This is a genomic window from Loktanella sp. DJP18 (genome assembly GCF_049310965.1).
In the GTDB taxonomy this organism is placed as follows: Bacteria; Pseudomonadota; Alphaproteobacteria; order Rhodobacterales; family Rhodobacteraceae; genus Loktanella.
The window spans coordinates 1-13,061 of record NZ_JBMERN010000104.1 but is presented as its reverse complement, the minus strand read 5'-3'; the positions used below and the strand labels follow the sequence as shown (position 1 = coordinate 13,061).

Sequence of the window (13,061 nt, the reverse complement as noted above, 5' to 3'; positions counted from 1 at the left end):
CAAGCGCGGTGATGACCCAAGCCAAGCCGACGACCCCGCCTCCCAGGGCGGCCCAGGCCAGCCGCGCGCGGCGGCGCTGCGGTCGGGGCGGCGGCGGTGGATTGTTGAGGCGGATCAGTGCCGCTTCGGCCAGGCGCGGCAACTGCGGGCCGAACCGGGCGAGGACAAGCGCCGTGCGGCGCAGATCGTTCAACAGGGCGCGCGGTCCGATGCTCTTGCTGACGTAATCTGTCACGATTGGCTGGGCGACGTGCCAAATGTTCATGTGTGGATCAAGCGACCGCGCGACGCCTTCCACGACGACCATAGTGCGTTGCAGCAGGATCAGTTCGGTGCGGGTTTCCATCCCGAAGCGTTCGGTCACCTCGAAAAGGTAGGCCAGCAGCCGCGCCATCGAGATTCGGCTGGCGTCCATGCCGAAGATCGGCTCTCCGACGGCGCGCAGGGCGCGGGCGAAATCGTCGACGTTCATGTGGGCCGGGACATAGCCCGCCTCGAAATGCACTTCCGCGACACGCTGATAGTCGCGCCGGATGAAGCCGAAGAGGATTTCGGCATAGACGCGACGGGTATATTCGTCGATCCGGCCCATGATGCCGAAATCGTAGGCGATGACGGTCCCGTCGGCGGCAACCTTCAGATTGCCCTGATGCATATCCCCATGAAAATAGCCGTCGCGCAAAGCGTGGTTCAGGAACAGTTGCAGGATGCGCGCGGCCAGTGCGGGGCGGTCAATTCCGGCCGCGTCCAGCTCCGCATTGTCACCCGCGCCGATGCCTTCGACCCAGTCCAGCGTCATCACGCGCCGCCCCGACAGGTGCCACCGGATCGATGGGACGTGGAATTTCTCGTCCTTTTCGGTGTTCGCCTTGAATTCGGCCGCTGCGGCGCTTTCCAGTCGCAGGTCCAGTTCGCCCATCACCACGCCTTCGAAGTGGGCGATGACCTCCATCGGGCGCAGGCGGCGCGATGACGGCGACAGCACCTCGATCACGCGGGCCGCGAAGTAGAAGGCGTCGATGTCGCGGCGAAAGGCGCGTTCGATGCCGGGACGCAGGATCTTGACGGCGACCGCCTCTCCGGTGTCGGCAAGATGCGCCTTGTGGACCTGGGCCAATGATGCGGCGGCCACGGGTTCCGAAAAGCTCGAGAACAGGGCATCGACGGGCACGCCCAGTTCGCGCTGCACTTCGACCTTTGCCTCCGCGATGGAAAATGGCGGTAATTTATCTTGCAGGACGCGGAGTTGCACGGCCATGTCGTCGCCCACGACGTCGGGCCGCGTTGACAGGACCTGCCCGAATTTGATGTAGGCCGGACCCAGCGCCGTCAGCGCCCGCGGTGCAGGTGGCACGGCGGGATCGCCCTCGTAGCCCAGCCAGCGAAACGGCCAGACGACGGCGCGCAGGACACCGCGCAGCAGCGGCGGCGCCTCGACCGCGTCCATGATGACGGCCATCGCGCCGGTGCGTTCCAACGTGGCACCCGTGCGGATCAGGCGGATGATGTTGTGGGGTCCGCGCACCTAGAGCTTCCAGCCGGAATGCAGTGCCGCGACACCCAATGTCAGGTTGCGATACTTGGCATTGTCGAAGCCTGCCGCGCGGATCATGCCCAGAAATGTCTCCTGATCCGGGAAATTGCGGATCGATTCGACGAGGTATTGGTAGCTGTCGCGGTCGCCCGCGATCATCTGCCCCATACGCGGAATCACGTTGAATGAATAGGCATCATAAGCCTTTTGCATCAGGGGGTTGGGCAGCTGGCTGAACTCCAGCACCATCAACCGGCCGCCGGGGCGCAGCACGCGGTAGGCTTCGCTCAGCGCGTCCTGCGGGCGGGTGACGTTCCGGATGCCGAAACTGATCGTGTAGACGTCAAAGGTATTGTCAGGAAACGGCAGCGCCATCGCATCGCCGACGACCCAGTCCAACTGTTCGTGCATGCGTTCCGCTTCGGCCCGCTTGCGGCCCTCGACCAGCATCGGTTCCGTCAGATCCAGCACGGTCGCGTGGCCCGATCCCGCCCGTTTCAGGAAACGGAACGCGATGTCGCCGGTCCCGCCTGCCACATCCAGCAGCTTTTGCCCGGCGCGCGGCGCGAGCCAGTCCATCATCGCGTCCTTCCACAACCGATGGACGCCGCCGGACATCACGTCGTTCATGATGTCGTACTTGCTGGCGACAGAGGAAAACACGCCCCGGACCCGGCCCGCCTTGTCCTCTTCCCGAACGGTTTCAAAGCCGAAGTGGGTGGTCTTGTCGCTGTCGGTCATGGCTTGCGGTCCTGTCGTTGTCGCCCCAGATGTAGGGTGCCGCGTTGGTCCTACAACGTCGCCTGCGCCTAAGGAACACCCGATGCCCGAATTGCCAGAGGTCGAGACAGTGCGTCGCGGGCTGGCCCCCGTGATGGAAGGGCAACGGATCACGCGGGCCGAGGTCAACCGACCGGACCTGCGCTGGCCCTTTCCCGACCGGATGGCGGACCGTCTGACCGGCGCGCGGGTCGACCGGCTGCGGCGGCGTTCGAAATACATTCTCGCCGATCTGGACACGGACGAGACCCTGCTGATCCACCTTGGCATGTCCGGGCGGATGCTGATGTCCGGCGCGATGCTGGGCGCGTTTCACCACGACCACCCCGCACCGGCCAAGCACGACCACGTCGTGCTGCACATGGGGCAGGGCGTGCGGATCACCTTCAACGACGCGCGACGGTTCGGGGCGATGGACCTGATGGCCACGTCGGACGCAGCTGCCCACTGGCTGATGCGCGATCTGGGGCCGGAGCCCTTTGCCAACGATTTCAACGAGGACTACCTGATTGCGCGGCTGGCGGGGCGCAATACGCCCATCAAGTCCGCGCTGCTGGATCAACGTATCGTCGCAGGTCTTGGCAACATCTACGTCTGCGAGGTGCTGCACCGCGCCGGTCTTCATCCTGCACGCAAGGCCGGGCGCATTGCCGCCAAACGCATCGCCGAGCTGGTTCCGCTGATCCGCAAGGTGCTGGAAGAAGCCATCGCCGCGGGTGGGTCGTCCCTGCGCGACTATCGGCAGGCGGACGGAGAGCTGGGCTATTTCCAGCACGGCTTTGCCGTCTACGGTCGTGAAGGCGAAGCCTGCGGCACCTCGGGCTGCAATGGTTGCATCACGCGGATCGTGCAGTCGGGACGGTCTTCCTTCTTTTGCCCTCACTGCCAAAGATAGCTTGATCGTTGCGACGCTTTTGCGCATCACATAAGACCTGACCAGTAAAACGGAGGGCCGCATGGCCTACAAAACCATCATCGTCGAGACCGCAGACGACGTCACGACGATCCGGCTGAACCGCCCTGATGCGCTGAACGCGCTCAACCAGATGCTGCTGAACGAACTCTGCACCGCGCTTGAGGAGGCTGACGCCTCGGACAAGGTGCGTTGCATCATCGTGACGGGATCGGAGAAGGCGTTTGCCGCCGGTGCCGACATCACCGAGATGGCAGACAAGTCCTATGTCGACATGGCGACGCAGGCCTACTTTCAAGGCCAAGCCCGCCGGATCGAGGCGATCCGCAAGCCGGTCATCGCAGCCGTGTCGGGCTATGCGCTGGGCGGCGGGTGCGAGCTGGCCATGATGTGCGACTTCATCATCGCGTCCGACACCGCGAAGTTCGGCCAGCCAGAGATCAACCTCGGCGTCATCGCGGGCATGGGCGGCACACAGCGGCTGGCGCGATACGTCGGAAAGTCCAAGGCGATGGACATGAACCTGACCGGGCGATTCATGGATGCCGAAGAGGCGCTGTCCTCCGGCCTTGTCAGCCGCGTCGTGCCGACCAAGAAGCTGATGGAAGAGGCGCAGGGCGCCGCTCAGAAGATCGCCGCCAAATCCATGCTGGCCGCGATGGCGGCCAAGGACACGGTCAATCGCGCGTTCGAGACGACGCTGGCCGAGGGGTTGAACTACGAACGGCGCACCTTCTACGGCCTGTTCGCCACCCAGGACCAAAAGGAAGGCATGGCGGCCTTTCAGGAAAAGCGCGAAGCGCAGTTTCGCGACAAGTAGCGCTTGCCTTTTGCGCGGGGCCGGTTTACCCGCCCTGCGACATGCGCGTGATGCCCGCTTTGGCAGATCATTCCGGTAATGAACCCGGTGAGCCTTTCGGGCGCTGCGAACAATTTTGTAACGACCACACACAAGAAGGCCCAGACCATGGCAAACACTCCCCAGTCCAAGAAACGTGCAAAGCAGAACGAAGCCCGCTTTGCCGTCAACAAGATGCGCCGCTCGCGCATCCGCACCTTCCTGCGTGCCGTCGAAGAGGCCATCGCCACTGGCGACCAGACTGCCGCAGCCGCAGCCCTGAAGGCTGCTCAGCCTGAATTGATGCGCGGCGTGACCAAGGGCGTCGTCCACAAGAATACCGCCGCACGCAAGATGTCGCGCCTGTCCAGCCGCGTCAAATCTCTGGCTTGATCGGCAAAATCCGGCACGCTGTTGCCGAATTGCATGGGTTCCAAACGCACCTTTCGGGGTGCGTTTTTTTTCGTCTGACGGGCCATGAAGAAAGTTTTGTGACGTTTCAAAGCGGTCAGAGATTCTTGCCTCCCGGATATGAGTCAAGCGCGTTGTTCGGGTTGTGGGCACCCCGAACGCCTTGCTACGTTATCCATGCGATTCACATCGTTCCGGGGGGGACATGGGACCGCGGCGCAGGCTGAATGCGAACCGGACCGTAGATGGTCAAGGGTTTCGCCGCCGGATCAGACGCCGCGATCTACGCTGCCAGACTGTAGCACCGTGTCACGCACGTGGTGACATCGGTCGGCGTGACCGATTGCAGGGGCCGGTTTACGGTCCCTGACAGGCTGCGCCGTGACCCCTCTGGTTCCGCGTTTTTGCGCAGGTGCCCGTCATTGGGCGCGCTGCGCAAGAACGCGACCCTTGCGACAGGATGTTGCCCGCTGCTGCGGTGGGCTCTGTTCCTGTGCCCGGCTGATGTGAACGTGGCAGGCCTGCCGGCCTGTCGGGCAGGCATTTGGAAACGGATCGGGTCAAGATGAGCGACGACGTGTGGGGGCATGTACTGACGGAACTCCAGAAAGACATGAGCAAGGCGAAATTCCAGAGCTGGATCGCCTCCTTGTCCTTTTCCGGGATCGAGGACCGGGTCGCCCGGTTCATGGTTCCGACAACATTCATCGGCAATTATGTGGATCAGCATTTCTCGGATCAGATCCTGTATGCCTTCAACCGGGCCGGGCGCGCCGTCGAACGGCTGACCTTCGACGTGAATGCGGCAAAGCGTGATGTCACGACGCCGCTGCCTGTCGCAGCCACTGCCGCCAAGGTCGCCACCTCGGATTTCGGCACCGACAGCGATCCGCTGGGACTGCCGATCGATCCCAACCTGACCTTCGACAATTTTGTCGTCGGCAAGCCGAACGAGTTGGCCCATGCCGCCGCCCGTCGCGTTGCGGAAGGCGGCCCCGTGACCTTCAACCCGCTGTTCCTCTATTCCGGCGTCGGCCTGGGCAAGACCCACCTGATGCATGCCATCGCCAATGAACTCGCCCGCCGCCAGCCGGAGCTGCGCGTGCTCTACATGTCGGCCGAACGCTTCATGTATCGCTTCATCACGTCGCTACGCGAACGCAAGATGATGGAATTCAAGCATGCCCTGCGGTCCGTCGACATCCTGATGGTCGACGACGTGCAGTTCATGGGCGGCAAGGAGTCCACCCAAGAGGAATTCTTTCACACCTTCAACGCGCTCGTGGATGCCCGCAAGCAGGTCATCATCTCGGGTGACCGCGCACCGGGCGAGATCAAGGAGATGGAAGACCGGATGCGGTCGCGTCTGCAATGCGGTCTTGTCGTGGACCTGCATCCGACGGACTTCGAGCTGCGGCTTGGCGTCTTGCAGTCCAAGGTGGAGCGTCAGCAGGACATCTATCCGGGGCTGAAGATTGCGCCCGGTGTCCTTGAATACCTCGCTCACAGGATCACCAGCAACGTCCGTGTGCTGGAAGGCGCACTCGTCCGTCTTTTCGCGCACGCGAGCCTCGTGGGGCGTGACATCGACTTGGAGCAGGCGCAGGACTGCCTGTCCGACATCCTGCGGCAGAATGATCGCAAGGTCAGTGTCGAGGAAATCCAGCGCAAGGTCTCGGAATATTACAACATCCGCTTGTCCGACATGGTCGGTCCAAAGCGGGTGCGCAACTTTGCTCGGCCCCGGCAGATGGCGATGTATCTGTCCAAGACGCTGACCAGCCGGTCGCTGCCCGATATTGGCCGCCGCTTTGGCAAGCGGGACCACACGACGGTCATGCATGGCGTCAAGCGGATCGAGGAGCTGCGGCAGACAGATGCGCAGATCGCCGACGATCTGGAAATCCTGCGCCGGGCACTGGAACAGTAAGCCCACACCCGGCGTAAAATCGCCTGAAACATCTTGAGACCTGCGCAAAAAGCGGTAGCTTCGCGGTCCCGGACCACGGGTGCAACGGCGGAGCGAGACCTATGAAATTTTCCATCGAACGGGCGAGCCTGCTCAAGGCCGTGGCACAGGCACAATCGGTCGTGGAACGCCGCAACACGATCCCGATTTTGGCGAACGTGCTGATCGAGGCCGAGGGCGATACCGTTCAGTTCCGTGCGACCGACCTCGATATCGAGGTCGTGGACCGCGCGCCCGCCAAGGTGGACCGCGCCGGGGCGACGACCGTCGCCGCCGTCACCCTGAACGAAATCGTGCGCAAGCTGCCCGACGGGTCGCTGGTCACCCTGAGCGAGGATGGTGCGTCGGGACGTCTGACGATCCAGGCCGGTCGGTCGAATTTCAGCCTCGCCACGCTGCCGCGCGAAGATTTCCCGGTCATGGCGACCTCGGATTACACGACGAACTTCAGCGCACCCGCCCCGGTGCTGCGCCGCCTGTTCGACAAGGCAAAATTCGCGATCTCGACGGAAGAGACGCGGTATTACCTGAACGGCGTCTACATGCATGTCTCTGACGGCGACAGCGGCAAGGTCCTGCGGTGCGTCGCGACCGACGGCCACCGGCTGGCGCGGATCGACGCGGAACTGCCCGAAGGGGCCGAGGGCATGGCCGGCGTCATCGTGCCGCGCAAGACCGTGGGCGAATTGCGCAAGTTGCTGGACGACGACGACTTGCAAGTGGCGGTCAGCGTGTCGGAAACGAAGGTCCGTTTCGCCACGCCCGACATCACGCTGACGTCGAAGGTCATCGACGGCACGTTCCCCGATTATACGCGCGTCATCCCGCAGAACAACACGCGCCGGCTGGAAGTCGATGCCGCGGAATTCGCCCGCGCCGTGGACCGCGTTGCGACCGTCAGCAGCGAACGCAGCCGCGCGGTCAAGTTGCAGCTGGAGGACGATCGCCTGATCCTGTCGGTGAACGCCCCCGATTCGGGCGCGGCCGAGGAAGAGCTGGCCGTCGCCTACAGCGACGAGCGGCTGGAGATCGGCTTCAACGCGAAATACCTGCTGGAGATCGCCAATCAGGTCGACCGCGATAATGCGGTCTTCATGTTCAACGGGTCCGGTGATCCGACGCTGATGCGCGAAGGCAGCGACATGTCCGCCGTCTATGTCGTCATGCCGATGCGGGTGTAAGATTTCGGTTTCTGACAAAACCGAGCCTCCGGCGGAGATATTTTTGACCAGAAGAAGGGTGGACCCGCGATGAACGGCTTGCGGGTCACCCGGTTGCAACTGTCGCATTTTCGGTCGCATCAGCGGGCGGAGGTCGTGGCGGACGCGCGGCCCGTCGCGATCTATGGCCCCAACGGTGCCGGAAAGACCAATCTGCTGGAGGCAATTTCCTTGCTGTCGCCGGGCCGCGGGCTGCGGCGGGCCGGGGCCGATGACCTCGTCCGGCGGCCCGAGGCGCTGGGCTGGCGCGTCTTTGCCGATGTGACCGCCAAGCGGCAGAACCACGAGATTGTCACGGGGGCCGAAGCAGGGCAGGCGCGGACTGTGCAGCTTGACGGCAAGACGACCACGCAGACAGCACTTGCCGACGTGCTGCGCGTGCTGTGGCTAGTGCCCGCGATGGACCGGCTCTGGATCGAAGGGGCAGAGGGGCGGCGGCGGTTTCTCGACCGCGCGACGCTCAGCTTCGTGCCGTCGCACGCTGAAGCGACGCTGCGCTACGACAAGGCGATGCGGGAACGCAACCGACTGCTGAAGGACATGGTCCGCGATGCCCATTGGTATGGCGCACTTGAGGGGCGGATGGCCGAGGCGGGGGCCGAGATTCAGGCGAACCGCGCTCTGACCATCGCCGCACTGCTGGCAGCACAGCAGGATGCGGCGACCGCCTTTCCGACCGCGACGCTTTCGCTGGTCGAAGGTGGCGATGACGTGCAGGGGGCAGGTCCGCTGCGCGAAGCGCTTGCCGCCGGTCGCGCCCGCGATCTGGCCGCTGGACGCACGCTGGTGGGCCCGCATCGCAGCGAACTGGATGCGGTCTTTGCCGACAAGAATGTCGCCGCGCGGGATTGTTCGACCGGTGAACAGAAGGCGCTGCTGATCTCGCTCATCCTTGCCAATGCACGCGCGCTGATGGCCGAGACTGGCCAACCGCCCGTCCTGCTGTTGGACGAGGTCGCGGCGCATCTGGACAGCGCCCGTCGCGCGGCGCTTTATGACGAGATCTGCGCGCTCGGTGCGCAGGCCTGGATGACGGGCACGGAAGTGCAGTTGTTCGAGGGGCTGGGTACGCGCGGACAGTATCTTGAAGTGAACGACGTGCAGGGCGCGTCGGTTGTGAGCGAAAGGAACTTGCCGTGACTCCGCAGCGCGTGACCCTCATCACCTTGGGTGTAGCCAACCTCGACACATCCCGCAGCTTCTATGCGGCGCTGGGCTGGACAGCGACACAGGCGCAGGAGGGCGTTGTCTTCTACCAGATGAACGGCCTCGTCCTTGCGCTGTTCGGGGCGGATGATCTGGCAAAGGATCAGGGACGGGCCGGTGCGACCCTTGGCACAGGGGCCATGACACTGGCGCAGAATTTTACCGATACGGCTGCGGTCGATGCGGCCTATGCCTTGGCCCTGTCCGCGGGTGCCACGGCGCTGAAGGCACCGGAGGCCGTTTTCTGGGGCGGCTATTCAGGCTACTATGCCGACCCGGATGGTCATGTCTGGGAAGTCGCGCATAACCCGTTCTGGCCCCTGGACGCGGACGGCAGCCTGACCCTGCCATGACGATCACAGCAGCCGACATGGCGCTTTATACGGCGGCGCTGTTCGCGCTGTTCCTGACGCCGGGTCCGGTCTGGGTTGCCCTCATTGCGCGGACCTTGTCGGGTGGCTTCAGTGCCGCCTGGCCGCTGGCGGTTGGTGTCGTCGTCGGTGACGTGCTGTGGCCCTTGCTGGCGATTCTGGGTGTGACCTGGATCGTGTCGGTCTACGCCGATTTCATGCATGTCCTGCGGATTGTGGCCAGCGTCACCTTCATCGTGATGGGGGCGCTGATCGTGCGTCACGCCAGCCGGACGATCGGGTCCGACAGCCGACTGACGCGACCGGGGATGTGGGCAGGGTTCCTGGCGGGGGTTGCCGTGATCCTGGGCAATCCGAAGGCGATCCTGTTCTACATGGGCGTGCTGCCCGGCCTCTTCGACCTCACGCGGCTGACGGGACCCGATATCGCCGCGATCTGTTTTGCTTCCCTGTTCGTGCCGCTGACCGGCAACCTGATCCTTGCCTGGTTCTTCGGCCGTGCCCGGGCGCTGCTGACATCCCCGACCGCCGTCCGCCGCATCAACCGGATCGCTGGTGGTCTGCTGATTGCGGTGGGCTGCGCAATCCCCTTCGTCTGACACAAAATATGGGGTTCGGGCGTGACAGCGGGGGCTGAAAAGACTATATTTTCCGAGTAATAGACAGGAAATTCCCGCATGTCCGACGATGCCGCCGAAAACGCCGCCTACGGCGCTGATTCCATTAAGGTTCTTAAGGGGTTGGATGCGGTGCGCAAGCGGCCCGGCATGTATATCGGTGACACCGACGACGGCTCGGGCTTGCACCACATGGTCTATGAAGTCGTGGACAACGGCATCGACGAGGCGCTGGCCGGCCATGCGGACCATGTCAACGTGAAGATTCACGCCGATGGGTCCGTGTCCGTCGGCGACAATGGACGCGGCATTCCGGTGGACATGCACAAGGAAGAAGGCGTGTCCGCCGCCGAGGTCATCATGACCCAGCTTCACGCGGGCGGCAAATTCGACAGCAATTCCTACAAGGTCTCTGGCGGTTTGCATGGCGTCGGCGTGTCGGTCGTGAACGCGCTGTCCGACTATCTGGAATTGCGCATCTGGCGCAACGGCAAGGAACACTATGCCCGCTTCGAAGGTGGCTTCACGTCCGAACCGCTGCGCGTCGTGGGTGACGCGAATGGCCGCAAGGGTACGGAAGTGCGGTTCCTCGCGAGCCTCTCCACATTCTCGAACCGGGAGTTCGATTTCCACACGCTGGAAAAGCGGCTGCGTGAACTTGCGTTCCTGAACTCCGGCGTGCGCATCATCCTGGAGGACGAACGCCCCGCCGAAGCCCTGCGGACAGAGCTGTTCTACGAAGGCGGCGTGAAGGAATTCGTGAAATACCTCGACCGGTCCAAATCATCGATCCTGCCGGAACCGATCTATGTGCGCGGCGAGCGCGACGACATCGGCATCGAGGTCGCGATGTGGTGGAACGACAGCTACAACGAGATGGTGCTGCCCTTTACCAATAACATCCCGCAGCGCGACGGCGGCACGCATATGGCCGGGTTCCGTGCGGCTCTGACGCGGACGATCAACAATTACGCGCAATCCAGCGGCATCGCCAAGAAGGAAAAGGTCTCCTTCACCGGAGACGACGCGCGCGAAGGGCTGACCTGCGTGCTGTCGGTCAAGGTACCTGATCCGAAATTTTCCAGCCAGACCAAGGACAAGCTTGTCAGCTCTGAAGTGCGACCGGCGGTCGAGAACCTTGTGGGCGAAAAGCTGTCGGAATGGTTCGAGGAAAACCCGAGCATCGCCAAGGTCGTCGTCGGCAAGATCGTGGAGGCCGCCCTTGCCCGCGAAGCTGCCCGCAAGGCCCGCGACCTGACCCGTCGCAAGACGGCGATGGACGTGAACTTTCTGGCCGGAAAGCTCAAGGATTGTTCCGAGAAGGACCCATCGAAGACCGAAGTCTTTCTGGTCGAGGGCGATTCAGCCGGCGGATCGGCACAGACGGGCCGGGACCGGGGCACGCAGGCGATCCTGCCGCTGAAGGGCAAGATCCTGAACGTGGAACGCGCGCGTTTTGATCGGATGCTGGGCAGTCAGGAAATCGGCAACCTCGTCATGGCGCTGGGCACCGGCATCGGGCGTGACGAATTCAATATCAAGAAGCTGCGTTACCACAAGGTCATCATCATGACCGACGCCGACGTGGACGGTGCCCATATCCGCACGCTGTTGCTGACCTTCTTCTTTCGCCAGATGCCGGAGCTGATCGAGGGCGGCTATCTCTACATCGCGCAGCCGCCGCTTTACAAGGTCGCGCGCGGCAAGTCCGAGGTCTACCTCAAGGATCAGGCCGCGATGGACGAATACCTGATCGAACAGGGCATCGAAGGTGCCATGCTGCGACAGGGCAATGGCGAAGAAATCAACGGGTCCGATCTGCGCCGCGTGGTCGAGGATGCGCGCCAGTTGCGCCGTGTGCTGGACGCCTTTCCGACCCATTACCCGCGCCATATCCTGGAACAGGCAGCCATCGCAGGTGCCTTTGCACCGGGTGCCGTCAGCGCTGACCTGCAAGGCGTTGCCGACAAGGTGGCAAAGCGCCTGAACCTGATCGCGCTGGAATGGGAACGCGGCTGGCAGGGTCGCATCACGCAGGATCACGGCATCCGTCTTGCCCGGATCCTGCGCGGGGTCGAAGAGGTCCGCACCCTGGACGGCGGCCTGCTGCGGTCCGGCGAGGCGCGCAAGACCGGCACCTTCACGCAGGCGCTGCAGGACGTCTACGACCTGCCCGCGACGCTGGTGCGCCGCGACCGGAACCAGCTGATCCACGGCCCGCTCGACTTGCTTGCAGCCATCCTGGAAGAAGGCGAACGCGGCCTGTCTCTGCAACGCTACAAGGGACTGGGAGAGATGAACCCCGAGCAGCTATGGGAAACCACACTCGACCCCGACGCCCGGACGCTGTTGCAGGTCAAGGTCGATGACCTGGCCGAGGCGGATGACCTGTTTACCAAACTGATGGGCGACGTCGTGGAGCCCCGCCGGATCTTCATCCAGGACAACGCGCTGAACGTCGAAAACCTGGACTTCTAGCAGGGTGTAGGATCGCGCATAATCGTGCGCGATCCCCATAATTTTGCGCATTTCGCCCAAAGGATTGCGCGTTTGAAGTGACTTGAGCGCGACCCAATTTAGTCGATCCATGCTTCCAGAGGCAGGGCATTCAGCTCTTTGCGTGCATTGCGCCATTGAAGCATTTCCCGATCGAGGACGGCATTGAACCTCTGATCGTGCCGACCTGAAATCAAGTGGGCGAGCTCGTAAAAGATTACGTAGTCGATCATGGCCTCTGGCTTCTTTCCAAGCGATGAGTTGAGCCGAATCTGCCTCCCTCAGTTCCAGTCGTCGAAAACTGGCCAGTCGTCCCTGATTAGCGCCTCTGCATCGTCGCCGGTCGCCCATTGACTTAGGCACCAGCAATCTCGTTCATGCCACACCATTTGCGGCCGAACCGCCAGAAGCTCATCGAGATCGTCAGCCGTTATGAGCTCAGGCGAGACCAGCATCTGCCGGCCCGGCGGCAAAACGACATCTGCGCCATCGAGGTCAACAGACTGATCGACTCGGCCGCGGCTGCGGTTGAAGGCTGTTTTGAAGGGGGCCTAGTCATAGATCATGACGCGACGATAACACGGATGCGACGGGCTACAACACATCAGCGCGTCCTAACCCACTTAGCCAGTCGCTCGGCATCCGGATCTGACTGCCAGTTTCCTACCTCCGACGCCTCTGAACGCCAAATTTCTGGTTGTCACCG

12 protein-coding genes are annotated in these 13,061 nt (G+C 63.1%); 9 read left to right on the top strand and 3 right to left on the bottom strand.

The features are described from left to right. Both ubiB and ubiE read right to left on the bottom strand, forming a co-directional pair. Positions 1-1,525 (bottom strand): 2-polyprenylphenol 6-hydroxylase (gene ubiB / locus ACOI1H_RS19705; protein ID WP_422439536.1); only part of this gene is annotated, 1,525 nt, incomplete at its 3' end. Further along, positions 1,526-2,275, bottom strand: a complete 750-nt coding sequence (gene ubiE / locus ACOI1H_RS19700; RefSeq protein WP_422439535.1) for a bifunctional demethylmenaquinone methyltransferase/2-methoxy-6-polyprenyl-1,4-benzoquinol methylase UbiE — start codon at positions 2,273-2,275, stop codon at positions 1,526-1,528. It lies immediately after the preceding gene. An 82-nt stretch (positions 2,276-2,357) separates the two neighbouring features. Between ubiE and mutM the strand changes: the two genes are divergently transcribed. The 9 genes from mutM to gyrB all read left to right on the top strand — a co-directional run bounded on the left by mutM (position 2,358) and on the right by gyrB (position 12,337). Continuing rightward, a complete protein-coding gene (gene mutM / locus ACOI1H_RS19695) occupies positions 2,358-3,209 on the top strand; it encodes a bifunctional DNA-formamidopyrimidine glycosylase/DNA-(apurinic or apyrimidinic site) lyase (RefSeq protein ID WP_422439534.1) in 852 nt (283 codons plus the stop codon). 61 nt (positions 3,210-3,270) lie between these two features. Then, complete coding sequence (locus ACOI1H_RS19690; protein WP_422439533.1) at positions 3,271-4,047, top strand: enoyl-CoA hydratase; 777 nt, start codon at positions 3,271-3,273, stop codon at positions 4,045-4,047. Positions 4,048-4,194: 147 nt separating this feature from the next. Continuing rightward, a complete protein-coding gene (gene rpsT / locus ACOI1H_RS19685; RefSeq protein WP_422439532.1) occupies positions 4,195-4,458 on the top strand; it encodes a 30S ribosomal protein S20 in 264 nt (87 codons plus the stop codon). A 583-nt stretch (positions 4,459-5,041) separates the two neighbouring features. Further along, positions 5,042-6,406: a chromosomal replication initiator protein DnaA gene (gene dnaA, locus ACOI1H_RS19680; protein ID WP_422439531.1), complete on the top strand. Its 1,365-nt coding sequence runs from the start codon at positions 5,042-5,044 to the stop codon at positions 6,404-6,406. 101 nt (positions 6,407-6,507) lie between these two features. Next, on the top strand, positions 6,508-7,626 hold the full coding sequence (dnaN, locus tag ACOI1H_RS19675) for a DNA polymerase III subunit beta (RefSeq protein ID WP_422439530.1): 1,119 nt from the start codon (positions 6,508-6,510) through the stop codon (positions 7,624-7,626). 69 nt (positions 7,627-7,695) lie between these two features. Further along, positions 7,696-8,805 carry a DNA replication/repair protein RecF gene (gene recF, locus ACOI1H_RS19670; protein WP_422439529.1) on the top strand — a complete coding sequence of 370 codons (1,110 nt, stop codon included), beginning with the start codon at positions 7,696-7,698 and terminating at the stop codon, positions 8,803-8,805. Then, positions 8,802-9,224: a VOC family protein gene (locus tag ACOI1H_RS19665; protein ID WP_422439528.1), complete on the top strand. Its 423-nt coding sequence runs from the start codon at positions 8,802-8,804 to the stop codon at positions 9,222-9,224. Before recF ends, ACOI1H_RS19665 begins: the two co-directional genes overlap by 4 nt. Beyond that, on the top strand, positions 9,221-9,841 hold the full coding sequence (locus tag ACOI1H_RS19660) for a LysE family translocator (RefSeq protein ID WP_422439527.1): 621 nt from the start codon (positions 9,221-9,223) through the stop codon (positions 9,839-9,841). Before ACOI1H_RS19665 ends, ACOI1H_RS19660 begins: the two co-directional genes overlap by 4 nt. 78 nt (positions 9,842-9,919) lie before the next feature. Continuing rightward, entirely contained in the window at positions 9,920-12,337 is a 2,418-nt protein-coding gene (gene gyrB, locus ACOI1H_RS19655; protein ID WP_422439526.1) for a DNA topoisomerase (ATP-hydrolyzing) subunit B, read from the top strand. Between the two features lie 98 nt (positions 12,338-12,435). Here gyrB and ACOI1H_RS19650 read toward each other — a convergent pair whose 3' ends face one another. Then, positions 12,436-12,627: a M48 family metallopeptidase gene (locus tag ACOI1H_RS19650; RefSeq protein WP_422439537.1), complete on the bottom strand. Its 192-nt coding sequence runs from the start codon at positions 12,625-12,627 to the stop codon at positions 12,436-12,438. Positions 12,628-13,061: the final 434 nt, after the last annotated feature.

Bases quoted from the DNA above. Each gene is read 5' to 3' on its own strand.
- ubiE (WP_422439535.1), bottom strand. From the start codon at position 2,275: ATGACCGACAGCGACAAGACCACCCACTTCGGCTTTGAAACCGTTCGG.
- mutM (WP_422439534.1), top strand. From the start codon at position 2,358: ATGCCCGAATTGCCAGAGGTCGAGACAGTGCGTCGCGGGCTGGCCCCC.
- ACOI1H_RS19690 (WP_422439533.1), top strand. From the start codon at position 3,271: ATGGCCTACAAAACCATCATCGTCGAGACCGCAGACGACGTCACGACG.
- rpsT (WP_422439532.1), top strand. From the start codon at position 4,195: ATGGCAAACACTCCCCAGTCCAAGAAACGTGCAAAGCAGAACGAAGCC.
- dnaA (WP_422439531.1), top strand. From the start codon at position 5,042: ATGAGCGACGACGTGTGGGGGCATGTACTGACGGAACTCCAGAAAGAC.
- dnaN (WP_422439530.1), top strand. From the start codon at position 6,508: ATGAAATTTTCCATCGAACGGGCGAGCCTGCTCAAGGCCGTGGCACAG.
- recF (WP_422439529.1), top strand. From the start codon at position 7,696: ATGAACGGCTTGCGGGTCACCCGGTTGCAACTGTCGCATTTTCGGTCG.
- ACOI1H_RS19660 (WP_422439527.1), top strand. From the start codon at position 9,221: ATGACGATCACAGCAGCCGACATGGCGCTTTATACGGCGGCGCTGTTC.
- gyrB (WP_422439526.1), top strand. From the start codon at position 9,920: ATGTCCGACGATGCCGCCGAAAACGCCGCCTACGGCGCTGATTCCATT.